Below are 23,580 nucleotides of genomic sequence, written 5' to 3'. Positions count from 1 at the left end.
CGACAGCCGGGCTACCACCATGCCCACGATCACCCCAACAAGCCGAAACGGCCCGCCAGTTGAACTGCCGAGCCGTCACGAAAGATCGAGGCTAGCCGGACATCTGGCCCCGTGCCCTGGGGCTCCGGCAGCGTCAGTGGCAACCTGTGCAGGCCAAGGCACTATCACCGCGGCTTCCAACAGTCTGCCAATTCCTACGAGCAGTGGAAGACCGTCGAACGCTGCATCAACCGCCTCAAGCAATGGCGCGGCCTGGCCATGCGCACCGACACACTCGCTATCGCCTAGGCACCGCGGCTTTTGACGAGTCCGAGGCTTACGACGGAAAACTCCGATCGAGATCGAGTCGGAGTACCTGCCCAAGCACCTTCTGCAGCACGGCTGGCTGGGTGAGTTCCCCACGTGAGGCACCTAGCAGAGCAGCAGGTGATCCAGGCTAGAAGGTCATCGCGGAGCCGGGGCAGCTCCGCTCCGCCACCCACGTCGGCCCTCTGAACTGCGGATTTTCGGGTGTGGACTGCGTATGGATGCCAAGTGCCTGGCTCTGAGGCGACTTTGGAAGAGCTGACGGTTCCCTTCTTGGGCGTTCCCGGAGAGAATGGATGGATCGGCTTCGCCGTCGCCGTCGCCGCCGAAGCCGATCATGCCCAGCTGGTCCGTCATTTGGTCCGTGACTGGTCCGGAAGATCAGTTCAAGGAGTGGTGATATCGCGATGTATAGGGCAATCGGGTCCCTATACGACGTGATGGAAATGAAGGTACCTGCCGGCGACTCCCCAGCTCAGAGCCCATTTCGAGCGACCTAGAAGAATCCGAGCTTCTTCGGCGAGTACGACACCAGCAGGTTCTTCGTCTGCTGGTAGTGGTCCAGCATCATCTTGTGGGTCTCGCGGCCGATGCCGGACTGCTTGTAGCCGCCGAAGGCCGCGTGGGCGGGGTAGGCGTGGTAGCAGTTGGTCCAAACCCGGCCGGCCTGGATGGCGCGGCCGGCGCGGTAGGCGGTGGAGCCGTCCCGGGTCCAGACGCCCGCGCCCAGGCCGTACAGCGTGTCGTTGGCGATGTCGATCGCGTCGTCGAAGTCGTTGAACGGCGCCACCGCCACCACCGGGCCGAAGATCTCCTCCTGGAAGACCCGCATGCTGTTGTTGCCCTCGAGGATCGTCGGCTGGACGTAGTAGCCGCCCTCCAACTCGCCGCCCAGCTCGGCCCGGGAGCCACCGGTCAGGATGCGGGCGCCCTCCTTCTGGCCGATGTCCAGGTAGGAGAGGATCTTCTCCAGCTGGTCGTTGGAGGCCTGTGCGCCGATCATGGTGTCGGTGTCCAGTGGATGCCCCTGGACGATCTTCTCCGTACGGGCCACGCCGGCCGCCAGGAAGGTGTCGTAGTGCCCGCGCTGGATCAGCGCCCGCGACGGGCAGGTGCACACCTCGCCCTGGTTGAGGGCGAACATGGTGAAGCCCTCCAGCGCCTTGTCCTGGAAGTCGTCCGCCGCCGCCGAGACGTCGTCGAAGAAGATGTTGGGACTCTTGCCGCCGAGTTCGAGCGTCACCGGCCGCAGGTTCTCCGAGGCGTACTGCATGATCAGGCGGCCGGTCGTGGTCTCTCCGGTGAAGGCGACCTTGGCGACCCGCGGGCTGGAGGCGAGCGGCTTGCCGGCCTCGACGCCGAAGCCGTTGACGATGTTCACCACGCCCGGCGGCAGCAGGTCCGCGATCAGGCTCATCCAGAAGTGCACCGAGGCCGGGGTCTGTTCGGCCGGCTTCAGGACCACCGCGTTGCCGGCGGCCAGCGCCGGGGCGAGCTTCCAGGTGGCCATCAGGATGGGGAAGTTCCAGGGGATGATCTGGGCGACCACCCCCAGCGGTTCGTGGAAGTGGTAGGCGACGGTGTCGTGGTCGATCTCCGACAGCGAGCCCTCCTGGGCGCGCAGGGCCCCCGCGAAGTAGCGGAAGTGGTCGACGGCGAGGGGGATGTCGGCCGCCAGGGTCTCCCGCACGGGCTTGCCGTTCTCCCAGCTCTCGGCGACGGCCAGGGCCTCCTGATGCTGCTCCATCCGGTCCGCGATCTTGTTCAGGACGGCGGCGCGGTCGGCGGCGGCGGTACGGGCCCAGCCGGGCGCGGCGGCGTGCGCGGCGTCCAGCGCGCGCTCGACGTCCTCGGCGGTGCCGCGCGCCACCTCGGTGAACGGCTGCCCGTTGACCGGTGTCGGGTTCTCGAAGTACCGGCCCAGCGCGGGCGCCACGAACTCCCCGCCGATCCAGTGGTCGTAGCGCGGCAGATAGCTCATGACGGCATCGGCGGAACCCGGGCTGGCGTAACGGGCCATGGGACGGCCTCCCAAATCGCTCTCGGCACCAAGCCCGCCGCACCCGTGCGGCGGGGCGTTGTGCGCAGGCTAGAGCGAACGAGGTTGCGCGGACGTTGCGACGCGCACGGCGGGTGGCGCCGCGCTCCCGCCGCCGGTCAGGCCGTACGCGGCGCGCAGCCGGTCGGCGGTGGCCCGAGGGGCGGCCCGGGCCGGGGAGCGCTCGGGGAGGGCGCCCACGAGGGCCTCGAAGATCTCCAGGTCGTCCTCGCCCCAGGGCGTACGCGACCACTCGCGCAGCAGTTCGGGATCGCCCGCGGCGAGCAGTGCGCACCGCATCCGGTCCGCCAGCGCGTCGCGCAGCCGCCGTACGCCGGGCGCCTCCGACAGCGGCAGCAGCGGACCGGGATAGGCGCCCAGCGCGGAGCGCGGATCGCCGGCCGTCAACTGCTCCTCGACCGTACCGAGATCGGTCTCGACGGGCCGGCTCAGACGGTACGGGCGGGAGTGCAGCAGCGCACCGACGAGCTGCCGCAGCCGGGACAGCTCGGCCCGCAGCGTCACCGGGCGCATCTCGCGCTCCCCGTAGAGCAGCAGGGTGAGCTGGTCTCCCGTCAGGCCTTCCGGGTGCCGGGCCAGCAGGAGCAGGATCTCGCTGTGCCGGCGCCCGAGCCGCAGCCGCTCACCGTCCACGACCAGCAGCGCCTCGTCCCGGCCCAGCGCGGTCAGGAAGACCCCGCACCCCGGCGCGCCGGAGGCGAGATGGGCCTCCGCGGCGCGTGCCGTGGCCTGCACCAGGGCCAGGCTGTGCGGGCTCGCCAGATGGTCGCCGCCGGTGATGTCGACCGCGCCGAGCAGCCGTCCGGTCCGCGGATCGTGCAGCGGGGCCGCGGCGCAGGTCCAGCGCTGCACCTGCCGGTTGTAGTGCTCGGCCGCGAAGATCTGTACGGCGTGATCGGCGGCGAGCGCGGTGCCCGGGGCGTTGGTGCCGGCGTGCCGCTCGTCCCAGCGGGCGCCGACGACGAAGTTCATCCGCTCGGCACTGCGCCGCACCCCGCGGTGGCCCTCCACCCACAGCAGCCGCCCCTGCGGATCGCAGACGGCCAGCAGATGCGCCCCGTCCTGCGCGAAGCTGCCCAGCAGCTCCCGGAAGACGGGCATCGCCCGAGCCAGCGGATGCCCTTCCCGGTAGGCCCGCAGTGCGCTCTCGTCCAGCTCGATGGGCGCCGGCCCGTCGTACGCGGCCCGGGCGTCGGCCGAACGGCGCCAGGAGTCGGCGACCACCTGGCGGACCGGCGGTGCGACGGTCGGGTCGGCCAGGAACGCCGTATGCGCCCGCCGCACCGTACGGGTCCGCTCCACCGGATCGGCACCGGCCTCCATCGCCAGCCAAGGGTTGACCACGTGTCACCTCTCCAGAAGCGGCTCCTGCCCCCGTACGGCCGATGGTGCTCGTACCGGCCCGAGCCGTAAACCCCGCCTGGTGCGCGCCGCCTCAGCCACCGGCGCCGCTCGGGACGCCCGCGCGCAGCCGCAGGCCGTCCGCGACGACCAGATCCGAGGTGACCAGTGCCTGTTCGGCGCTCACGTCCGTCATGAAGACGAAGGGCGGTACGACCGGCGGGACCGGGAGGGTGTCCGGGGTGAAGGTGAGGCAGACCAGGCCCTCCAGGCAGCCGCTGAACTTGGTGAGGTAGAGCGTGACCTCGCCCTTGAGGCTCAACGAGTCGGCGCTCAGACCGAGTTCGTCTCCGCCGTCGCGGGTGGTGAGCCGGTAGTCGGTGAGCGAGGCCGCCTTCATACGCAGCACGATCGCCTTGATCGGGCCGTTCGCCGTCGGTACCTCCTCGACCCCGGCCAGGGTGAAGCCCTGCGGCGCGAACATCGTGGTGGTCACGGTCGGCGGATGCGGCGGCGCCGGGATGCCGGCGGCCGCGCGGGCGGGCCGCGCCGGGCCGCCGACGGTCAGCAGCAGGGCGAGGGGCAGTCCGACGGCGAGTGCCTTGCCGCCGGTGCCCCCGCGCAGCCCCGCCGGGTCCCGGCGGCCGGACGGCGCGGGCTCCGGCGGCGGGGGGTGCCCGGGCGTCCGCTCCGCCGCCGGGGCCTGCCCGGGCGTCCACCCGAACCCCATCGCGCTGCCCGCGATGCCCAGCCCCATGCCGACCAGGAACCCGCCGAGATTGGTCGCGGCGAAGGAGAGCACCGAAAGGATCAGCGCATGGATGCTGACGTAGTGGTGGGCGGACGGTGCGCACCACAGGAACAGTCCCGCCACGATCAGCGCCAGCCCGATGCCCAGCGCCGCCAGCCCGCCGAGCCCCAGGCTCACCAGCACGGTCAGCGGCGAGAGCGGCACCAGCAGCAGCTCCGCCCCGCCGGACACCAGCAGCAGCCCGGCCCAGAACGGCCGGGTCCGCCGCCAGCGCCGCAGCACGGCCCGCCGTCCGGGCCAGGGCAGCGTCCGCTCCAACCAGGCGCCGCACCGGGCGCGCCGTGCGGTCAGAAGCACTTCGCGCCGTCCAGGCTCACGCTCACCCGCATCCCCTTGAGGCGGAAGTTCCCGCCGGTGGCCGACCAGGCGTGCGACTTCACTCCGGCGACCTCGATGTCCCCGGCCTGCAGTCCGAACGCGCCCTTCCGCCCGTGCACGCCCGGCACGGCGTCCAGGGAGGAGGCGTCCCGGCCGATCTGGGCGGTGCCGAAGCGGGCGTCGCCGACGAGATCCTCACCGTCTATGACGAGGCTGTCGGCGCTCACCGGACCGGCCTCGCCGCCCGCGGTCAGCTTGAACACCACCGTGCCCACCGGCGTCTTCACCTGCGCCGACTGGCAGATGTCGGCGAGCGACGCCTTGCCGATGCCGAGCAGCGCCACCGGATGGCCGCCGCCGTCGGCGTCGTGGTCGGTGTGCACGTACGAGGCGAGACCGCGGCTGGTCAGCTTCCCCGACGACACCTGGAAGTGGGTGCCGGAGACGGCGAACGACGAGGCCAGCACGCCCTGCGCCATCGCCGTGGCCAGCGCGCCCACGGCGAGCACGGCGGGCAGCGCCACCACTGCGGTCTTCTTCCAGGAGGTTCGCCCCTCGGGCGAGGTGTCCGTCCTTGAGCTCACTGCGTCCTCCCCGGGGCAGTGGTCGAATGCACGAGGGAAAGTGCGTCCAGGCGCCCTGCGGAGCAGCCAGGTCCGCAGATCATGACGCTCTGTCATACTGCGCAAAACTCTTGGCAGTTGGAGACTAGGGCCGATTTTGAATAAGAGTCAACAGCGGGGAGGGGGCGGCTCGCCGGCCGCCCGGGGGAGCGGGCGCTCACAGGCGCGCCGCGCCGAACTGATAGCCACCGGACGGAAGTTGTTCGCCGACACCTCCTACGACGCGCTGTCCATGGATGACATCGCACGTCAGGCCGGGGTCGCCAAGGGATTGATCTACTACTACTTCACCAACAAGCGCGGCTACTACCTCGCGATCATCGAAGACGCGGTCGCCGAACTGGTCGAGCGGGCCGGCAGCACCCATGACCTTCCGCCCGTCGAACGCGTCGAGCGCACCGTTGAAGGCTATCTGCGCTACGCCCAGCACCACCAGGCCGCCTATCGCGCCATCGTCACCGGAGGTGTCGGTTTCGACGCCGAGGTGCTGGCGATCCGCGACACCGTACGCGCCCGGCTGCTCGGCACCATCGCCCGCGGCGCCTGGGGCCGCGAGGACATCCCGCCGCTCGCCCGCACCGCGCTGACCGGCTGGCTCTCCAGCGTCGAGGGCGTCACCCTCGACTGGATCGCCGAGCAGCAGCTGCCCCGCGAGACGGTGGTCTCGCTGCTGGTGCGCGCCCTGGGCGACACCCTGCGGCTGATCGAGGAGTACGAACCGAGCTGCCCGGCCCCACCCAGGCCGCCCGCCTGATCCCCGTCCGGCGCGCCGCCGCACGACGAACGGGCGGGGAAGCCGCTGCCTCCCCGCCCGTCGGCCCAGCTGCCGTCGGCGCTACTTGATCGCCTTGATCAGCTCACCGTCGGTGGTGTCGCCGCTGAGTTCCCAGAAGAACGTGCCGCCCATGCCCTGGGCGTTCTTGAAGGCCATCTTCGTGCCGATGGTCTCCGGGGTGTCATAGCTCCACCACTGGTCACCGCACTTGGCGTAGGCGGTGCCGCCCACCTTCCCGGTGGCCGGGCAGCGGCCCTTGAGCACCTTGTAGTCGTCGATGCCGGCCTCGTACCTGCCCGGCGCCGCGCCGGTCGCCGTGCCGCCCGGCGCGTCCTGGGTGACGCCCGTCCAGCCCCTGCCGTAGAACCCGACGCCCAGCAGCAGCTTGTTCGCCGGAATGCCGAGGCCCTTGAGCTTGGCGGTGGTGTCGGTGGTGTTGAAGCCGGCCTTCGGGATGCCGTTGTACGACGAGAGCGGGGAGTGCGGGGCCGTCGGTCCCTTCGCGTCCCAGGCGCCGAAGTAGTCGTACGTCATCGGGTTGTACCAGTCGACGTACTGGGCCGCGCCCGCGTAGTCGGCGGCGTCGATCTTGCCGCCGTCCGAGGCGTCCGCGGTGATCGCCGCGGTCACCAGGTTGTTCTGGCCGAACTTCGACCGCAGCGCCCTCATGACCTTGGTGAAGGCGTCCTTGCCGCTGGCGTCGCAGCTCAGGCCGCAGGCGTTGGGGTACTCCCAGTCGACGTCGATGCCGTCGAAGACGTCCGCCCAGCGCTTGTCCTCGACCAGGTCGTAGCAGGACTGGGCGAAGCCGTCCGGGTTCTTGGCGGCCTCGGTGAAGCCGCCCGACCAGGTCCAGCCGCCGAACGACCAGATCACCTTGAGGTCGGGGTGCAGCTTCTTGAGCTTCCTGAGCTGGTTGAAGTTGCCGCGCAGCGCGCCGTCGTCCCAGGTGTCCGCCTTGCCGTCGACGCTCTGGTCGGCGGTGTAGGCCTTGTCGTAGTCGGCGTAGGAGTCACCGATGGTGCACTTGCCGCCCTGGACGTTGCCGAAGGCGTAGTTGATGTGCGTCAGCTTGGCCGCCGAGCCCGACGTCTCGATGTTCTTGACGTGGTAATTCCGGTCGTAGACACCCCAGTTGGTGAAGTATCCGACGACCTTGTCGCCCGCGGCGGCCGGCGTCGCCGTCGTGCCGGCCGGCTGGGCCGCGGACCGGCCCTGTGCGGCGGGGGAGCCGGCCGGGTGGGCCGGGTGGGCCGAGGCCGGTCCGGCGAGCAGGGTGCCGGCCAGCGCCGCCGTACACAGCGCGGTGGCGGCGGCGATCACCGCGCGCGGTGATCGCATCCGGTGCGGTCTGAGCATGTCGTCTCCTCGGAGGGGGGCGAGGGGTGGAGCCTGACCTGCGTTCCGAATTGGCATGAACGCGTTGAACGTTGGAGGAAAAGTTAGAAGGACTAGACCACTGAGTCAATGGTTCGGACCAATCTCATGACCAGCGGGTAAAGACTTCTCCGGCCGGCGGTGGCCGGCGGTCTGCCGGGTCTGCGCGGCCGGTGATGATCAACCCGTGACGCCGGGCCTCCGATCGGGCATACTCCTAGCGCCACAGCCGCAGGTCATCGCCTTCCGAGACCCGGAACGCGATCATCGGCCTGGCACTACGGAAACCGGCGCCGCCGCCCATCCCCGCGTGCGTCGCCGCAGCGCCCGACAGGGAGGAGAGCGCCGCCATGACCGAGTACGGCCCCCGGCCGGTGGACCGCAGGCTGCCCACAGAGGAAGCCCGCGACCTGTTGACCCTCGTCCGCGAGCTCGCCGAGCGCGAGGTCAGGCCCACTGCCGCCGAGGAGGAGGACGCCGGCCGCTTCCCCCGCGAGCTCTTCCGACTGCTGTCGGAGTCCGGTCTGCTCTCCCTGCCCTACGACGAGGAGTTCGGTGGCGGCGGCCAGCCCTACGAGGTCTACCTCCAGGTCGTGGAGGAGCTCGCGGCCGCGCGGCTGACCGTCGGCCTCGGCGTCAGTGTGCACACCCTCGCCTGCCACGCCCTGGCCGGTTTCGGCACCAAGGAGCAGCGCGCCGAACACCTCCCCGACATGCTCGGCGGCGGGCTGCTGGGCGCCTACTGCCTCTCCGAGCCCTCCTCGGGCTCCGACGCCGCCTCCCTGACCACGCGCGCCACGCGCGAGGGTGGGGGCACCTCCCGCTCGAGCGGAGCCGAGAGTGGGGGAACTTGGACCCTGAACGGCACCAAGGCCTGGACCACCCACGGCGGCGTGGCCGACTTCTACACCGTCCTGGCCCGCACCGGCGGCGACGGGGCCCGTGGCATCACCGCCTTCCTGGTCCCCGGCGACGCCGAGGGACTCAGCGCCGCGGCGCCCGAGCGCAAGATGGGCATGAAGGGCTCCCCGACGGCCCAGCTGCACTTCGACGGCGTTCGCATCCCCGACTCCCGCCGGCTCGGCGAGGAGGGCCAGGGCTTCGCCATCGCCCTGTCCGCCCTCGACTCGGGGCGCCTGGGCATCGCCGCCTGCGCCATCGGCGTCGCCCAGGCCGCGCTCGACGAAGCGCTCGCCTACACCGCCGAGCGGCAGCAGTTCGGCCGCCCGATCGCCGACTTCCAGGGCCTGCGCTTCATGCTCGCCGACATGGCCACCCAGGTCGAGGCCGGCCGCGCCCTCTACCTCACGGCCGCCCGGCTGCGCGACGCCGGACAGCCGTTCTCCAAGGAGGCGGCGATGGCCAAGCTCTTCTGCACGGATACCGCGATGCGGGTGACCACCGACGCCGTCCAGCTCCTCGGCGGCTACGGCTACACCCTCGACTTCCCGGCCGAGCGCTATATGCGCGAGGCCAAGGTCCTCCAGATCGTCGAGGGCACCAACCAGATCCAGCGCATGGTCATCGCCCGCCATCTGGCGGGGCCCGAGACCCGCTGAGACCGGGCCGGGGCGGGGAGGGCGACCTTCCCCCGCCCCGGCCCCGTCCCGCGCGCGGACGGCCGGATGCGGCCGTCGAGCGCGGTACCTCCTCCCGGGGGCTGGCCGTCCGTTCTCACCTGACGTACCGTCAACTCCCCGCCGCGGCACCGCACACCGGGCGACCCCTGCCGACCGTGCGCCCAGGAGGAGACCGTGCCCGACCGCCCCATCGCGCTCGACGAGTACCCGATCCACCAGGTCCCGCTGTCCATGCGGCATGTCGCCACCGGCGACCGCAACGCCTACGACCGGTGCATCTTCCACGTCATGGACCACTCCGGACGTGCGCTGCTGATCGCCGGGCTCGGCGTCTACCCCAACACCGGCGTCATCGACGCCTACGCCACGCTCCGCCTCGGCGACCGCCTGCACGCCGTACGGGCCTCCGACGCGCTCACCGACGACCGGCTGGCGCTCACCGTCGGCCCGCTCACCATCACCGTCGAGGAACCGCTCGCCCGCCTGCGGCTGACCTGCGCCCCGGACCCCGCCGACCCGGACGGCCTGGCCTACGACCTGACCTGGACCGCGGCGTTCCCCGCCACCTGGGAGCCGCACCACACCCAGTACCGCGGCGACCGGCTGACGCTGGAGGGCCGGCGGTTCGTCCAGGCGGGCACCTGCACCGGCCGCATCCGCGTCGCGGGCCAGGAGCTCGCCGTCACGGCGGGGGAGTGGACCGGAACCCGCGACCGCAGCTGGGGAGTACGCCCGATCCCCGGCGAGGACGCCGGCCGGGCGGGGGAGGAGCTGCGGCCCGAGGGCTTTCACTGGGTCTGGTGCCCGGTGCGCTTCGACGACCGCTTCGTCATGGTCATCGTCCAGGAGGACGCCGACGGCCACCGCACGCTGAACGAGGCCCGGTTGGTCCGCGACGGCCGCCCCGACGTCCAGCTCGGCTGGCCCCACACCGACATCCGCTACCGCCCCGGCACCCGCCACCCCCAGCGCGCCGTCATCCACCTCACCGACCCCGCCCGCAAGCCGCTGGAGCTGACCGCCGAGATCCTCACCTCCTCACCGCTGGCCGTCGGCGCCGGCTACCCTCCCGCCGACGACTGGCAGCACGGCACCTGGCGCGGCCGCGGCTGGACCGACCGCCGCAGCTACGACCTGTCCGACCCCTCGGCGCACCCGCTCGCCGCGTACGGCGTCACCGACCACGCGGCCCGCTTCACCCTCGACGGACGCACCGGTCACGGCATCTTCGAGCACGGAAACTTCGGCCGGCACGACCCCAGCGGGTTCACCGGCTACGACTCCGTCGCCCAGGAGGCGGGAGAATGACCGACCACCCGTCGCCCCCGGAAGCGCCCGCACCGGCCGCACCCGCGGACCGGCGTCCGCGCACCACGACCCGGGACCCCGTGGAACTCACCCGCCGGCTCACCGCCTGGCTCGGCACCCGGCTGCCCGGCGTCCGCGCCACCGCCGCGACCGTCCCCGACTCCAACGGCATGTCCAGCGAGACGCTGCTGTTCGACATCGACCACCCCGGTCCGCCGTCCCAGGGGCCGGCGGCCTCGCCCGGGATCCCGCGCTCCTGCGCGCTGCGGCTCGCCGCCGACCCGGCCGCCTACACCGTCTTCCCCCGCTACGACATGGCCCGGCAGTACCGCACCATGCGCCTGGTCGCCGAGCACACCGACCTGCCGGTGCCCCGCACCCTCTGGCTGGAGGAGGACCCGGCACACCTCGGCGCCCCGTTCTTCGTCATGGCCCGCGCCAGTGGACGCGTCCCGCCGGACGTCATGCCCTATACGTACGAGGGCAATTGGCTGCACGACGCCACCGACGCACAACGCGACGGGCTGGAGGCCGCGAGCGTGTCGGTCCTTGCCCGGCTGCACGACCAAGTCCCGGTGGGCGCCGCCGACTTCCTCGACACCAAGGGGCCGGGCAGCACCCTGCACCGGCACGTCGAGGCCCAACGCGCCTACTACACATGGGTGGTTGACGGGCGCCCGCGCTCACCGCTCATCGAGCGGGCCTTCGACTGGCTCACCGACCCCGAGAACTGGCCGAAGGACCCCGGTGAAACCGTCCTGACCTGGGGCGACGCCCGGATCGGCAATATCGTCTACGAAGGGTTCGAGCCGGCCGCCGTGCTCGACTGGGAGATGGCCGCCCTCGGCCCGCGCGAACTCGACCTGGGGTGGATGGTCTATCTCCACCGCTTCTTCCAGGACCTCACCGAAGGCAGCGGACAGCGGGGACTGCCCGACTTCCTGCGCCGCGACCGCGTCGAGAGCCGTTATGCCCGGCTCACCGGGCACCCGCCCCGCGACATGGACTTCCACACCCTCTACGCGGCCCTGCGGCACGCCATCGTCATGCTGCGGGTGGCCTACCGGCAGGTGCACTTCGGGGAGGTCCCGGTACCGGCCGACGCCGATGCGCTGATCCTCCACCGGGACACCCTGGAGGCGATGGTCGAGGGCCGCTACTGGTGAGCGCCGCGGCGGCCGCCGGGCGAATGCAGTGGTGCGCTCAGGCGCCGCGGCGCATCCGCGGCACCCGGATCGGCTGCGTACCGGGACCGCCGATGTGCGAGAACGGCTGACGGCGCCAGTCCAGGCTCTCGGGGAGCGTCAGCAGCATCGCCGCGTCCTGCTCCTGGGTGTCGAGGGTGTCGTCGGTCTCCGGTGCCTCGGACGCCGGGCGGCCGGAGCCCTGGCACACCGTCAGACCGAACGGGTTCCAGGGGGTGGCGCACAGGGCGTGCTCCGGAAGGGTGTCCTCGTCCGCCAGCAGCGCGATCGGCTGCAGGCAGTCGGGGCAGGTCACGCGGAAGATCTCAAAGGTGTCGAACGCGTCGTACGCGCCGTCGTCGCCGGAGAAGCCGAGACTGTCGCCCTCCTGGGCGCTGATGCTCGCGGCAGCGGAGTCCTGCTTAAGGCGTCGCATGATGTCCATCCCCCTCGGGTGGGCCGATCGGACCGCCGGCTTCCTGTGACGGGCGGTCCTGGCCACCAGCAGCAATTCCCTCCATGCCGGGCGCATAATCGCGGGCACCCTGCCGACACCGGTTCACTCGTGTGGCATTGGTCACACGGACCGGCGCGGAGGTGTCCACGATCCGGCGCGCGATGCGCATATGCGCCCGCGCACAGTAGGTTGAGTGGGTGGAGGAGTTGGACCGACAAATCGTGGATCTGCTCGTCAAGGACGGGCGGATGAGCTACACCGACCTGGGCAAGGCCACCGGCCTGTCCACCTCGGCGGTGCACCAGCGGGTGCGCCGCCTGGAGCAGCGCGGTGTCATCCGGGGCTACGCCGCCATCGTGGACCCCGAAGCCGTGGGCCTGCCGCTCACCGCCTTCATCTCGGTCAAACCCTTCGACCCCAGCGCGCCGGACGACATCTCCGACCGCCTCGCGGAGGTCCCCGAGCTGGAGGCCTGCCACAGCGTGGCCGGCGACGAGAACTACATCCTCAAGGTCCGGGTCTCCACTCCGCTGGAACTGGAGCATCTGCTCACCCGCATCCGCACGCTGGCCGGCGTCTCGACCCGCACCACGGTCGTGCTGTCGACCCCGTACGAGGCCCGCCCGCCGCGCATCTGACCGGCAATCGCCCCCCGCGCGCGGAGCCGCCGCGGACAGGGGCCAAACTGTCCGGTATGAGCGAGCGCATCCCCGACGCACCGTCCCGTACCGTCCTGCTGCGCGGGGGTGAGGTGCACAGCCCCGCGGACCCCTTCGCCACCGCCATGGTCGTGGAGGGCGGCAGCATCGCCTGGGTCGGCGAGGAGGGCGCCGCCGACTCCTTCGCCGAGGGCGTCGACGAGGTCGTCCACCTCGACGGCGCGCTGGTCACCCCGGCGTTCACGGACGCGCATGTGCACACCACGGCGACCGGGCTCGCGCTCACCGGACTCGATCTGGCCGGTGCCGGCACACTGGCCGACGCGCTGGCCCGCATCCGCGGGTACGCCGATGCCCGTCCGGCGGACCGGATCCTGCTGGGGCACGGCTGGGACGCCAGCGCCTGGCCGGAGGGGCGTCCGCCGTCCCGTGCGGAGCTGGACGCGGCCACCGGCGGCCGTCCCCTCTACCTCACCCGCGTCGACGTGCACTCCGCGGTCGTGACGACGGCGCTGCTCGACCTGGTCCCCGGCGTCCGCGGACAGTCCGGCTTCGACGCCGACGCCCCGCTGACCGGCGACGCGCACCACGCGGTGCGCCGGGCCGCGTACGCCACCGTCACCCCGGCCCAGCGCGCCGAGGCCCAGGCCGCGGCGCTGGCCCGTGCCGCCTCGCTCGGCATCGGCAGCGTCCACGAGTGCGCGGGCCCGGACATCTCCGGTGAGGAAGACTTCCTCGCGCTGCTCGCCCTCGGCCGGGAGGGCGGCGGCCCGCGCGTCGTCGGCTACTGGGCCGAACTCGTCGCATCTGCAAAGGACGCCGAGCGGATCCGTGAGCTCGGGGCGATCGGCGCCGCCGGCGACCTCTTCGTCGACGGCTCGCTCGGCTCCCACACCGCCCATCTGCACGCCCCGTACGCGGACGCCGCCCACACCGGCACCGCCCGGCTCGACGCGGACGCGGTCGCCGCCCATGTCGCCGCCTGCACCGAGGCCGGGCTGCAGGCCGGCTTCCACGCCATCGGCGACGCCGCCCTGACCAGCGTCGTCGACGGTGTACGAGCCGCCGCCGAGCGGGTCGGCAGGGACCGGATCCGGGCCGCCCGGCACCGCGTCGAGCACGCCGAGATGCTCACCGAAGCCACCATCGCCGGCTTCGCCGACCTGGCCCTGACCGCGTCCGTCCAGCCCGCCTTCGACGCGGCCTGGGGCGGGGCGGACGGCATGTACGCCGCCCGCCTGGGCGCCGAGCGGGCCCGCACCCTCAACCCGTACGCCGCGCTGCTCAAGGCCGGTGTGCCGATCGCCCTCGGATCCGACAGCCCGGTCACCCCGCTCGACCCCTGGGGCACCGTGCGCGCCGCGGTCTTCCACCGCACCCGCGCCCACGGCATCTCCGCCCGCGCCGCGTTCACCGCGCACACCCGCGGCGGCTGGCGGGCCGTCGGCCGGGACGACGCCGGAGTCCTGGTGCCCGGCGCGCCCGCCGACTACGCGGTCTGGCGCACCGGCGAGCTGCTCGTCCAGGCGCCGGACGAGCGGGTGCAGCGCTGGTCCACCGACCCCCGCTCCGGCACCCCCGGCCTGCCCGATCTCACCCCCGGCGGCGACCTTCCGGTGTGCCTGCGCACCGTCGTCGCCGGCCGAACGGTCTTCGAGCGGCCGAACGAGTGACATCGCACGGGCTCGTGCCGTAGCGGCCCGCGCTTGCCGCTGCCCGCCCCACCAAGGGGCGTTCGCGGCTGACCTGGGACGACGCGAAATCGACGCAGGCGCAGGACCTGTTGACAGCAGGCGGTCGACGGCCGGTAGGTTCGGCCGAGTCCACCTCAGGACGTCCGACCGGGAGACCTCCGCGCAGTCGTCGAACGCAACTGGGCCATGGGGCGGTGTGCCACTTCGGCACCGCCACTGGGAGCCAGGTCCAGGACCAGCGACACGGGGCGACGGAAAGTCTTGGCAGGTCGGCAGGTGCGACCCGGATGGGGCCCGGACGCTCAGTAGACAACGGCTCTCGGTCGACCCGCAGCCAGCGGGTCCCAGGTCGGCCCGAAGGGCGCCGGGCCCCGCTCCGCACCCGCCGCGGCCCTCCGCGCGGCATTCACCTTTTGTGCACCCCGCATCCGCATACCCGGCCACCCGATGTACGGTCAGCTCACACCGCACGACCGTCTTGCAGGAGGCCCGCGACCGTGCCATCGGGTTCCGATACCACCGAAGAAGCCGCCAGCGGCGCCATGCCCGGCGACGCGGTGGCGTCCGCCGAGGCCGCCACCGCCGCGGCCACGCGCCCCGGACGAGCCCGGCGGTGCGCCGCGCTGGCCCGGCGGGAGGCCCCGCGCACCGGCCTCGCGGTGGTCTTCGGTGTCGCGCTCGGCCTCGCCTTCCCGCCGTACGACCTGTGGCCGCTGTCGCTGGTGGCGGTGGCCGCGCTCTCCTTGCTGACCCGGGGCCGGACCGCCCGCCAGGGCGCCTGGACGGGCCTGGTCTTCGGGCTGCCGTTCTTCTTGATCCTGCTGAAGTGGCTGCACGTCGTCGGCTGGGACGCGGTGGTGGGCCTCTCGGTCGCCGAGGCGCTCTTCATGACGCTGCTGGGCGCCGCGCTCGCCGTGACGTCCAGGCTGCCCGCCTGGCCGCTGTGGGCCGCCTGTCTGTGGGTCGCCCAGGAGTGGGCCCGCGACCGGCTGCCGCTCGGCGGCTTCCCCTGGGGCCGACTGGCGTTCGCGAACACCGCTTCGCCGTTCACCCCGCTCGCCGCGCTCGGCGGGGCCCCGCTGGTGACCTTCGCCGTCGCGCTGACCGGGGCCCTGCTGGCGGCCTGCGCCGCCGGCCTGTGGGGGCTGCGCGGCAAGGGCGCGGCGCGCCGGGCGGTCCCCGCTCTGGAGGCGTTCGGGCTGGCCGGCGCGGTGGCCCTGGCCGGTCTCCTGGTGCCCGTCCCCACGAAGGCCGACGACACCGTCGACATCGCCGTCGTCCAGGGCAACGTCCAGCAGCCCGGCATGGACTTCCTGGGCCGCCCGATGAGGATCCTCGACAACCACGCCACGGCCACCGAGAAGCTCGCCGCCGACATCAAGGCCGGCCGGGCGAAGAAGCCCGACCTGGTCATCTGGCCGGAGAACTCCTCCGACCTCGATCCGTTCCAGTACCCGCAGGCCTACGACCGGATCGACGAGGCCGTGAAGGCCATCGGAGTGCCCGTCCTGGTGGGCGCGCTCGTCGACCACCCCTCCAAGGAGGGCTACGTCTACAACGAGGGCATCGTCTGGGACCCGAAGAAGGGGCCGGGGGCCTCGTACACCAAGCAGCACCCCGTGCCGTTCGGCGAGTACGTCCCCTTCCGGGAGCAGCTCAGCAAGATCATCACGCGGTTCCAGCGGGTGCCCCGCGACTTCTACCCCGGCCACCACACCGGCGTGCTCAAGGTCGGCCCCGCCAGGCTCGGCGACGTCATCTGCTTCGAGGTCGCCTACGACGAGATCGTGCACGACACCGTCGAGGCCGGCGCCCGCGCCCTGGTCATCCAGACCAACAACGCCACCTACGGCCGCACCGGCCAGCCCGAACAGCAGCTGGCGATGTCCCGGCTGCGCGCCGTCGAGCACGGCCGGGCCGTGGTCACCGCGGCCACCAGCGGGATCAGCGCCGTGGTCGCCCCGGACGGCACCATCACCCACCGTATTCCGGAGTTCACCCAGGGCGTGGTCTCCGCGCGCATCCCGCTGCGGGACGAAACGACGTTCGCCGACCGCGTCGGTGCGGCGCCTGAGTGGGTGATCGCTATCGTGGGGCTTCTGTCCTGCGCCGCCGCGGTAGCCGTCGGCCGGCGCGGGCGTACGAAGGACGAGAAGGGGCAGCAGTGACAGACGGTCAGCGGCAGTACGGACCGCTCGGCACCACGTTGGTGATCATCCCGACGTACAACGAGGCGGAGAACATCAAGCCGGTCGTCGCGCGGGTGCGGTCCGCCGTTCCCGAGGCACATGTCCTCGTCGCGGACGACAACAGCCCCGACGGCACCGGCAAGCTCGCCGACGAGCTGGCCGTCGACGACGAACAGGTCCATGTCCTGCACCGCAAGGGCAAGGAGGGCCTCGGCGCCGCCTACCTCGCCGGCTTCCGGTGGGGCATCGACAACGGCTACGGCGTGCTCGTCGAGATGGACGCCGACGGCTCGCACCAGCCCGAGGAGCTGCCGCGGCTGCTCACCGCCCTCAAGGGCGCCGACCTGGTGCTCGGCTCGCGCTGGGTGCCCGGCGGGCGCACCGTGAACTGGCCCAAGTACCGCCAGTTCATCTCCCGCGGCGGCAGTACCTACTCCCGGCTGGTGCTGGACCTGCCGCTGCGCGACATCACCGGCGGCTACCGGGCCTTTCGCGCGGAGACGCTGCAGGGCCTGGGGCTGGAGGAGGTGGCCTCCCAGGGCTACTGCTTCCAGGTCGACCTCGCCCGCCGCGCCGTGCAGGCCGGCTTCCACGTCGTCGAGGTCCCGATCACCTTCGTCGAGCGGGAGCACGGCGACAGCAAGATGAGCCGTGACATCGTCGTGGAGGCGCTGTGGCGGGTCACGGCCTGGGGCGTCGGTTCCCGGGTGGACAAGCTCCGCGGCCGCTGAGAATCCGGGCCGGCACCTCCCGAACGTGATCCCCCGCGTAACCCCCGGGGGGTGCCGGGGAAGGTGCCAGGCACACTTGAGGCATGACGTTCGGAGCCACCGCATCGACCGGTCCCCGCCCGCCCCGGCGCTCGCGCGCCCGCCGGTTCGTGCCCTTGGGCATCGCCGCCTTCATGGTGCTGGAGATCTGGCTGCTGACCGTGGTCGCCGGGGCCACCAACGGTCTGACCGTCTTTCTGCTGCTGGTCGCGGGCGTGCTCGTCGGCGGCTATGTGATCAAGCGGGCCGGCCGACGTGCCTGGAAGAACCTCACCGAGAGCCTTCAGCCGGGCGACCCGACGGCTCCCCCGAAGCCCGCCGCGTCCGGCAGCACCCGGTCCGGCACCGGCAGCACGCTCCCGATGGCCGGGGGACTGCTGTTGATGATGCCGGGGCTGGTGTCGGACGCGCTGGGGCTGCTCTGCCTCTTCCCGCCGACCGCGAAGCTGATCCAGCGCCGGGTGCAGAAGCTGCTGGACCGCCGGGCGGCCTATGCGCCGGGCTCGTTCGGTGACGCCTTCCAGCAGGCCCGGATGCACCGGCCGGACGGCAAGGTCGTCCAGGGCGAGGTGATCCGGGAGGACGACACCGCACGGCCCGAGGGGCCGGAGCGTGGAGCCCCGCAGCGCCAGGACCCGCCGCTGACCGGCTGATCACGGCACCTTCCGGGCCGCATGGCCACGGACGGATACGCCAAGGGCCGGGGCCACTGCGAAGTGCAGTGGCCCCGGCCCTTGCGTACTGCGTGCCGCAGGTATGCCGTCAGGCGGACTTGCGGTTGCTGTCGCGCGGATGCACGGCGATGTTCATGGTGCCGGAGCGCAGGACCGCCAGCCGTTCGGCCAGCACTTCCTCCAGCTCCTCGCGGGTGCGCCGCTCCATGAGCATGTCCCAGTGCGTACGCGCGGGCTTACCCTTCTTCTCCTCAGGGCCATCGCCATCCACCAGAAGCGAGGGTGCACCACATACCTTGCACTCCCACTCCGGCGGAATCTCGGCCTCAACCGAGAACGGCATCTCGAATCGATGTCCGTTCTGGCATGCGTACTCCACCGCCTGGCGCGGGGCCAGGTCGATGCCGCGGTCGGTCTCGTAGCTGGTCACCACGAGTCGCGTGCCGCGGAGAGCTCGCTCACTCATGAATCGTGCCTCCCGGGCTTGTCGCCCACAGGACAGGTGTCGCTGTCGTCGTCATCCGGTCAACGTCCGGTCGGCGGTGAAGATTCCCGTATCGGGATATGAGCCCACCCGTCGCCCACCACCGCCATTGACGGAGGCGCTGTGCGCCGCTGCCTACCTTCGTGCCGCCCCTTGTTGTACCCACCGGCGCCCGGTTTGTCACATCTGGCAGCAGATGTCACCCAACGCCTTTCATGCTTGAGCGCGCAGTAACGGTCCGCCTGGTGAGCCAAAGGCGTACACTACCGCCCCACACCCTCCGGGACTAAATCCGGTCAGGTATGGGATTCCCGGCGGCCATGATCGCCCGCCGCACCGGCACCCTCGCCAGCAGGACGAAGCCGATCACGAAGAATGCCACCAGGGACCCGATCGCGTCCCGGTAGCTGCCGGTCAGCTGGTAGGTGACCCCGAACACCAGCGGCCCCAGCCAGCTCACGCCCCGGTCGCTCATCTCGTACGCGGAGAAGTACTCCGCCTCCTTGCCGCGCGGCACCAGATGCGAGAACAGCGAGCGCGACAGCGCCTGGCTGCCGCCCAGGACCAGGCCGATGCCGACGGCCAGGGCGAAGAACCACAGCGGTGCCTTCGCGGGCAGGAAGTAGCCGGCGGCGATCGTCAGGGTCCAGGCCGCCAGCGAGCCCAGTACGGTCCGCTGTGTGCCGTAGCGCCGGGCCAGGCGCCCCATCAGCAGGGCTCCCGCCGCGGCCAACACCTGCACCAGCAGGACCGCCGTGATCAGCGTCGTCTGGTCCAGCTTCAGCTCCTCGGAGCCGTAGACGGAGGCCTGGGTGATCACCGTCTGCACGCCGTCGTTGTAGACGAGATAGGCCAGGAGGAAGGCGAGCGTGAGGGGGTGGCGGCGCATGTCGCCCAGCGTCTCCCGCAGCTGGCGCCGGCTCCGGCCCAGCGGGGTGCCGCCGGTCGGACCCGGCGCGGCCGTGCCCGCCCCCCTCCGCCGGTCGCGCAGCCGGCGCAGCGGAATCAGCGAGAACGCCCCCCCACCACAGCCCCGCGGACGCCAGGCAGATGCGCACCGCTTCGCCCTCGGAGAGGCCGAAGGAGTCGTGGGCGCCGTAGAGCACCAGGTCGGCGACGAGCATCAGCGCCCCGGCCGCGTAGCCGAACGCCCAGCCCCGGGAGGAGACCGCGTCGCGCTCGTCGGGCCCGGCGATCTGCGGCAGGAAGGAGTTGTAGAGCATCGACGACACCACGAAGCCCACGTTCGCCAGGATCAGCAGCGCGCCGCCCAGCAGATAGCGCTCACCGCCCAGGAAGAACATCCCCGTGGTCGCCGCGGCACCGGTGTACGCGCAGACGCCCAGCAGCGGCTTCTTCCGCCCGGTCCGGTCGGCCAGCGCCCCGGCCAGCGGCATCGCCAGTACGGACAGCAGCAGCGACGCCGACACCGTGTAGGCGTAGAAGGAGCCGGCCCGCACCGGGATGCCCAGCGGGTGGACGAAGCCGTCCGCGTCCGCCGCGGCCTTCGCCACCGAGGTCAGATAGGGGCCGAGGAACACCGTCAGCACGCTCGTCGAGTAGACGCTGTTCGCCCAGTCGTACCAGTACCAGCCGCGCTGCTCGCGGCGCCGGGCGGCCGCCTCGGCCACGTCCACCGCCCCGGCTTGTGCGCTCCGCACGCCCACCCCGACCCCCGTCAGTGATCCCCGTCGACGCTTCCCGCCGATTCTGAGGTGAGTCGACGATACGGCGCTCCCTCGGCACCGTCACCTCCTCGTACGCGCCCCGGGGCGGCCGCGTTCGGCGGCCGTCGTGCGAGTTCAGGCGGCCGAGCCGGCCGGGCTCGGCTCCCGGGTGGTGCCGGTGGGCCGGGGGACCAGCAGCCTGGGGTGGATCTTGGGTCCCAGGGCGGCCACGCCGACGGCCATGGCGGCGGCGATCAGCAACTGGGCGTCGGCCACATACGGGTCGAGGAGCATCTCCATCAGCAACGCGGCAGCGATGAGGCCCAGCTTGGCGCAGATCAGCCGGGGCGCCGACAGCGTGGGGCGGGTCGAAGGGTCGATACCGGCGGCCCGGGCTCGCCCCGCGGCGCGGATCTGGAGCGGGACGGTCAGCAGGACCAGCAGCAGCCGGATGGCGAGCGCCCGGGTGTCGACGGGGGTGTGCGGGTCCAGCAGGTGGCCGAAGAGGGCGCCGGCGACCAGGGCCGCGTCGACGATCAGGACCCGGGCGGTGATCAGTCTGGCGAGCGCCGGGCCGGGGCGCGCGGACTCGTGGAACGCGGTGGACAGTCGGCGGTTGGTCCGCAGCAGCAGGGGTGGGAGAAACAGCAGGAGGAAGGTGGCGCGCACGGCGTGGGCCCAGGCGGGCTCGTCGCCCTCGCCGATCCACATGAGGGCCAGGACCAGGCCGGCCACGACGTAGGCCCGGCGGATGTTCCGGGCGGGGGTCTGCTCTCGCCGGTCCGGGGTCATGACGCCGGCTCCTCGGGGGCGGGGTGGTCCCGGTCGCCGCCGGGGGCGGCGCCGATGCCGGTGAACAGCCAGCGCAGGGCCTGGCCGAAGAGCTCTTCGGGGACGCTGTCGGGGTCCACCCGCCGCAGCCGTACCAGGCCCTGGAACAGCGCCGCCACCACCGTGGCCACGGCTTCGGGGTCGACCTCGGAGGGGGCGCCCTGGTCCGCGAGCCAGGTGCCCACCAGGCCCTGAAGCTCCTGGCGCGGTTCGCGCAGCGCGGCGGCCATGGTGTCGAGGACATGGGGGTTGCGCACCGCGTAGAGCCAGAACTCGGCCTGGAGCGGGGCGAAGTCGATGTCCTTGTCGGCGACGTGCACCAGTAGGCGGCCCAGCTCGGCGGCGGCCTCGCCGGTGCCGGCCTCGTGCCGGTCCAGGGTCCGGGCCGCCTCGGCGACGCGGCCCAGTCCGCGTTCGGCCATCAGCTCCAGGAAGAGCGCCTCCTTGCCGTTGAAGTTCGAGTACAGCGCGCCGATGGAGAAGCCCGCGGACTCGGCGATCTCCTCCACCGAGGCCCCGGTGAAGCCCTTGCGGGCGAAGACCCGGGCCGCCGCGTCCAGCAGCAGGCGCCGGGTGCGGGCCTTCGCCTCCGCGCGGGTCAGTCGCTGCCGTACCGGTTCGTCATGCTCGCTGCTCATGTTGTCGATGCTATTTGGATAGCGATCGCTATGTCAACGCTCGGATAGCGTGTACAGTCCAAATAGTGGTTGCTATCTGAATAGCAGCTGCGATCGGACCCGGTGGGCAGCCTGGAGGCCGCCACCGACGGCCCCAAGAGCCACCGGACCCGCTCTGACCTGGGAGGAGAGCGAAGAAATGACCACCGATTCCCCGCCGGACGCACCTCGGCTCGTGGTGGACCTCAACCGCTGCCAGAGCTACGGGCAGTGCGTCTACGCCGCGCCGACCGTCTTCCGCTTCCACGGCGAGGAGGCGCTGGAGTACGACTACGCGCCCGATCCGGGCACGCGCAGCGAGGTCGCCCGGGCCGCCGCGGCGTGCCCCGTACAGGCCATCACCCTGGGCAGGGCCACCGAGCCCGCGCCCCTGACCCCGGAGCGTGTCCGATGAGCGCCCCCGAACGCATCGTCGTGGTCGGCGCCTCCCTGGCCGGGCTGCGCGCCGCCGAGGCGCTCCGCGACGAGGGCTTCACCGGCGAGCTCACGCTGATCGGCGACGAGCCGCACCCGCCCTACGACCGTCCGCCGCTGTCGAAGGCGGTCCTGTCCGGCTGGCTGACCACCGACCACACCGTGCTGCCCCGGGTGCGCGACATCGCCGCCCAATGGCTCCTCGGCACCCCCGCGACCGGACTCGACCTGCGCGAACACCGGGTGAGGACGGCCGACGGCCGGCAGGTCGGATACGACCGGCTGCTGATCGCCACCGGCACCCGGGCCCGGCCCTGGCCCGAGCGGCAGGGCGGCACCCTGCACGGGGTCCATGTGCTGCGCACCCGTGACGACGCCGATCGGCTGCGCGCGGCGCTGGCCGCGGCGCCGAGCCGGGTGCTGGTCGTCGGCGCCGGCTTCACCGGTGGCGAGGTCGCCTCGTCCTGCCGCGACCTGGGGCTCGACGTGACCGTGACCCAGCGCGGCGGAGCCCCCCTGGCGAGCGCACTGGGCGGTGTCGTCGGCGCGGCCGCGGCCCGCTGGTACCGCGACGCCGGAGTGGACCTGCGGCTGCACACCACGGTCCACGCCCTGGAGGGCGACGCCCACGGCCGGCTGCGGCGCGCGGTCCTCTCGGACGGCACGGTGGTGACGGCCGAGGTGGCCGTGGTCGCCGCCGGTGCCCTCGCCAACACCGAGTGGCTGGCCGGCTCCGGCCTGGACGCCGACGCCCGCGGGGTGGTCTGCGACGCGGCCTGCCGGGCGCGGACCGACGACGGGACGCCGGTGCCGGACGTCTTCGTCGCCGGCGACGTCGCCCGCTGGCCGCACCCGCGCTACCCCGGGCAGCTGCTGCGTCTGGACCACTGGGACAACGCCGTCGCCCAGGCCCGTACCGCCGCGCACAACATGACCCACGAGCCGGGTGACCACCGCAGCCACCAGCCCCTGCCGGCGTTCTGGTCCAACCAGTTCCAGGTCAACCTCAAGTGCGTGGGGCTGCCCGCCCACGCCGACCAGGTCGTCCTCACCCAGGGCTCGCTCGACCAACGGCGCTTCGTGGCCGCCTACGGCCGACAGGGCCGCCTGGTCGCCGCCGTCGCGGTGGACAGCCCCCGCGTGCTGGACGGCTACGCCGCCCTCATCGAGGCCGGCGCGCCCTTCCCCCCGGACCTCAACGCCACCGACGGCCCGGACCGACTCCGTCCCGTCGACGCGGAGTTCCCCCGGCGCGGCGCGATCCCGCCGCCCACCGCAGTTCCGCGACCCACCGCCCCCGCACCAGGCCGGCCGCCCGCCCCGCCGACCCACCCGTCCGCCATGGCCGGACACCAGTGAGACACCAGTGAAGGGAGACCCAC

At 72.4% G+C, this 23,580-nt stretch carries 20 protein-coding genes and 1 pseudogene; 11 read left to right on the top strand and 10 right to left on the bottom strand.

Translation table 11 applies throughout. The features are described from left to right. Positions 1-802 precede the first annotated feature (802 nt). The 4 genes from adh to ACFWZH_RS30065 all read right to left on the bottom strand — a co-directional run bounded on the left by adh (position 803) and on the right by ACFWZH_RS30065 (position 5,314). The gene (adh, locus tag ACFWZH_RS30080) at positions 803-2,326 is read right to left on the bottom strand and encodes an aldehyde dehydrogenase (RefSeq protein WP_384438146.1); all 1,524 of its coding nucleotides are present in this window, start codon (positions 2,324-2,326) and stop codon (positions 803-805) included. A gap of 69 nt (positions 2,327-2,395) precedes the next feature. Further along, positions 2,396-3,709 (bottom strand): GAF domain-containing protein, encoded by a 1,314-nt coding sequence (locus ACFWZH_RS30075; RefSeq protein ID WP_384438143.1) that lies wholly within the window; start codon positions 3,707-3,709, stop codon positions 2,396-2,398. Between the two features lie 91 nt (positions 3,710-3,800). Beyond that, positions 3,801-4,814: a DUF6114 domain-containing protein gene (locus tag ACFWZH_RS30070; RefSeq protein WP_384438140.1), complete on the bottom strand. Its 1,014-nt coding sequence runs from the start codon at positions 4,812-4,814 to the stop codon at positions 3,801-3,803. Beyond that, entirely contained in the window at positions 4,805-5,314 is a 510-nt protein-coding gene (locus tag ACFWZH_RS30065) for a DUF6230 family protein (RefSeq protein ID WP_384438155.1), read from the bottom strand. Before ACFWZH_RS30065 ends, ACFWZH_RS30070 begins: the two co-directional genes overlap by 10 nt. A gap of 241 nt (positions 5,315-5,555) precedes the next feature. Between ACFWZH_RS30065 and ACFWZH_RS30060 the strand changes: the two genes are divergently transcribed. Next, a complete protein-coding gene (locus ACFWZH_RS30060; RefSeq protein ID WP_384438137.1) occupies positions 5,556-6,212 on the top strand; it encodes a TetR/AcrR family transcriptional regulator in 657 nt (218 codons plus the stop codon). An 81-nt stretch (positions 6,213-6,293) separates the two neighbouring features. On the opposite strand, the gene ACFWZH_RS30055 is transcribed toward ACFWZH_RS30060, so the two are convergent. After that, a complete protein-coding gene (locus ACFWZH_RS30055) occupies positions 6,294-7,592 on the bottom strand; it encodes a glycoside hydrolase family 18 protein (protein WP_384438134.1) in 1,299 nt (432 codons plus the stop codon). Between the two features lie 368 nt (positions 7,593-7,960). On the opposite strand from ACFWZH_RS30055, the gene ACFWZH_RS30050 reads away from it, so the two are divergent. The 3 genes from ACFWZH_RS30050 to ACFWZH_RS30040 all read left to right on the top strand — a co-directional run bounded on the left by ACFWZH_RS30050 (position 7,961) and on the right by ACFWZH_RS30040 (position 11,664). Further along, positions 7,961-9,169: an acyl-CoA dehydrogenase family protein gene (locus tag ACFWZH_RS30050; protein ID WP_384438131.1), complete on the top strand. Its 1,209-nt coding sequence runs from the start codon at positions 7,961-7,963 to the stop codon at positions 9,167-9,169. Between the two features lie 195 nt (positions 9,170-9,364). Further along, positions 9,365-10,498: a hypothetical protein gene (locus ACFWZH_RS30045; protein WP_384438128.1), complete on the top strand. Its 1,134-nt coding sequence runs from the start codon at positions 9,365-9,367 to the stop codon at positions 10,496-10,498. Beyond that, the gene (locus ACFWZH_RS30040; RefSeq protein WP_384438125.1) at positions 10,495-11,664 is read left to right on the top strand and encodes a phosphotransferase family protein; all 1,170 of its coding nucleotides are present in this window, start codon (positions 10,495-10,497) and stop codon (positions 11,662-11,664) included. The genes ACFWZH_RS30045 and ACFWZH_RS30040 overlap by 4 nt, the downstream gene beginning before the upstream one ends. A gap of 37 nt (positions 11,665-11,701) precedes the next feature. Here the strand turns inward: ACFWZH_RS30040 and ACFWZH_RS30035 are convergent, their stop codons facing one another. Further along, positions 11,702-12,127, bottom strand: a complete 426-nt coding sequence (locus ACFWZH_RS30035) for a hypothetical protein (RefSeq protein WP_384438122.1) — start codon at positions 12,125-12,127, stop codon at positions 11,702-11,704. Positions 12,128-12,336: 209 nt separating this feature from the next. Here ACFWZH_RS30035 and ACFWZH_RS30030 point away from each other — a divergent pair, with 209 nt between their 5' ends. From ACFWZH_RS30030 to fxsA, 5 genes are all read left to right on the top strand, one after another. Further along, entirely contained in the window at positions 12,337-12,777 is a 441-nt protein-coding gene (locus ACFWZH_RS30030) for an Lrp/AsnC family transcriptional regulator (RefSeq protein WP_077194248.1), read from the top strand. 56 nt (positions 12,778-12,833) lie between these two features. Beyond that, complete coding sequence (locus ACFWZH_RS30025; RefSeq protein ID WP_384438119.1) at positions 12,834-14,471, top strand: amidohydrolase; 1,638 nt, start codon at positions 12,834-12,836, stop codon at positions 14,469-14,471. A 563-nt stretch (positions 14,472-15,034) separates the two neighbouring features. Further along, entirely contained in the window at positions 15,035-16,660 is a 1,626-nt protein-coding gene (gene lnt, locus ACFWZH_RS30020; RefSeq protein WP_384438152.1) for an apolipoprotein N-acyltransferase, read from the top strand. After that, positions 16,657-17,412, top strand: coding sequence for a polyprenol monophosphomannose synthase (locus tag ACFWZH_RS30015; protein WP_384438116.1), 756 nt, complete (start codon positions 16,657-16,659; stop codon positions 17,410-17,412). Before lnt ends, ACFWZH_RS30015 begins: the two co-directional genes overlap by 4 nt. An 83-nt stretch (positions 17,413-17,495) precedes the next feature. Continuing rightward, entirely contained in the window at positions 17,496-18,104 is a 609-nt protein-coding gene (gene fxsA / locus ACFWZH_RS30010) for an FxsA family membrane protein (protein WP_384438113.1), read from the top strand. A 109-nt stretch (positions 18,105-18,213) separates the two neighbouring features. Here the strand turns inward: fxsA and ACFWZH_RS30005 are convergent, their stop codons facing one another. From ACFWZH_RS30005 to ACFWZH_RS29990, 4 genes and pseudogenes are all read right to left on the bottom strand, one after another. Beyond that, on the bottom strand, positions 18,214-18,591 hold the full coding sequence (locus tag ACFWZH_RS30005; RefSeq protein WP_026170122.1) for an RNA polymerase-binding protein RbpA: 378 nt from the start codon (positions 18,589-18,591) through the stop codon (positions 18,214-18,216). A 304-nt stretch (positions 18,592-18,895) separates the two neighbouring features. Then, positions 18,896-20,270 (bottom strand): annotated as a pseudogene (locus ACFWZH_RS30000) (MFS transporter). Between the two features lie 141 nt (positions 20,271-20,411). Next, entirely contained in the window at positions 20,412-21,068 is a 657-nt protein-coding gene (locus ACFWZH_RS29995) for a hypothetical protein (RefSeq protein WP_384438110.1), read from the bottom strand. After that, the gene (locus ACFWZH_RS29990; protein ID WP_384438107.1) at positions 21,065-21,745 is read right to left on the bottom strand and encodes a TetR/AcrR family transcriptional regulator; all 681 of its coding nucleotides are present in this window, start codon (positions 21,743-21,745) and stop codon (positions 21,065-21,067) included. The genes ACFWZH_RS29995 and ACFWZH_RS29990 overlap by 4 nt, the downstream gene beginning before the upstream one ends. A gap of 178 nt (positions 21,746-21,923) precedes the next feature. On the opposite strand from ACFWZH_RS29990, the gene ACFWZH_RS29985 reads away from it, so the two are divergent. Continuing rightward, positions 21,924-22,178 carry a ferredoxin gene (locus ACFWZH_RS29985; protein WP_384438104.1) on the top strand — a complete coding sequence of 85 codons (255 nt, stop codon included), beginning with the start codon at positions 21,924-21,926 and terminating at the stop codon, positions 22,176-22,178. Beyond that, positions 22,175-23,557 carry an NAD(P)/FAD-dependent oxidoreductase gene (locus ACFWZH_RS29980; protein ID WP_384438101.1) on the top strand — a complete coding sequence of 461 codons (1,383 nt, stop codon included), beginning with the start codon at positions 22,175-22,177 and terminating at the stop codon, positions 23,555-23,557. Before ACFWZH_RS29985 ends, ACFWZH_RS29980 begins: the two co-directional genes overlap by 4 nt. The last annotated feature ends 23 nt before the right edge of the window (positions 23,558-23,580 follow it).

Origin of the sequence: Streptomyces sp. NPDC059008 (genome assembly GCF_042749045.1) — a bacterium.
In the GTDB taxonomy this organism is placed as follows: domain Bacteria; phylum Actinomycetota; class Actinomycetes; order Streptomycetales; family Streptomycetaceae; genus Streptomyces.
The sequence above is the reverse complement of the archived record's forward strand: the minus strand, read 5'-3'. Positions and strand labels throughout refer to the sequence as shown.

What these genes read in the sequence shown, in the direction of transcription:
- adh (WP_384438146.1), bottom strand. Translation starts at nt 2,326, where the DNA reads ATGGCCCGTTACGCCAGCCCGGGTTCCGCCGATGCCGTCATGAGCTAT.
- ACFWZH_RS30065 (WP_384438155.1), bottom strand. Translation starts at nt 5,314, where the DNA reads ATGGCGCAGGGCGTGCTGGCCTCGTCGTTCGCCGTCTCCGGCACCCAC.
- ACFWZH_RS30055 (WP_384438134.1), bottom strand. Translation starts at nt 7,592, where the DNA reads ATGCTCAGACCGCACCGGATGCGATCACCGCGCGCGGTGATCGCCGCC.
- ACFWZH_RS30050 (WP_384438131.1), top strand. Translation starts at nt 7,961, where the DNA reads ATGACCGAGTACGGCCCCCGGCCGGTGGACCGCAGGCTGCCCACAGAG.
- ACFWZH_RS30040 (WP_384438125.1), top strand. Translation starts at nt 10,495, where the DNA reads ATGACCGACCACCCGTCGCCCCCGGAAGCGCCCGCACCGGCCGCACCC.
- ACFWZH_RS30035 (WP_384438122.1), bottom strand. Translation starts at nt 12,127, where the DNA reads ATGGACATCATGCGACGCCTTAAGCAGGACTCCGCTGCCGCGAGCATC.
- ACFWZH_RS30025 (WP_384438119.1), top strand. Translation starts at nt 12,834, where the DNA reads ATGAGCGAGCGCATCCCCGACGCACCGTCCCGTACCGTCCTGCTGCGC.
- lnt (WP_384438152.1), top strand. Translation starts at nt 15,035, where the DNA reads ATGCCCGGCGACGCGGTGGCGTCCGCCGAGGCCGCCACCGCCGCGGCC.
- fxsA (WP_384438113.1), top strand. Translation starts at nt 17,496, where the DNA reads ATGACGTTCGGAGCCACCGCATCGACCGGTCCCCGCCCGCCCCGGCGC.
- ACFWZH_RS30005 (WP_026170122.1), bottom strand. Translation starts at nt 18,591, where the DNA reads ATGAGTGAGCGAGCTCTCCGCGGCACGCGACTCGTGGTGACCAGCTAC.
- ACFWZH_RS29995 (WP_384438110.1), bottom strand. Translation starts at nt 21,068, where the DNA reads ATGACCCCGGACCGGCGAGAGCAGACCCCCGCCCGGAACATCCGCCGG.
- ACFWZH_RS29990 (WP_384438107.1), bottom strand. Translation starts at nt 21,745, where the DNA reads ATGAGCAGCGAGCATGACGAACCGGTACGGCAGCGACTGACCCGCGCG.
- ACFWZH_RS29985 (WP_384438104.1), top strand. Translation starts at nt 21,924, where the DNA reads ATGACCACCGATTCCCCGCCGGACGCACCTCGGCTCGTGGTGGACCTC.
- ACFWZH_RS29980 (WP_384438101.1), top strand. Translation starts at nt 22,175, where the DNA reads ATGAGCGCCCCCGAACGCATCGTCGTGGTCGGCGCCTCCCTGGCCGGG.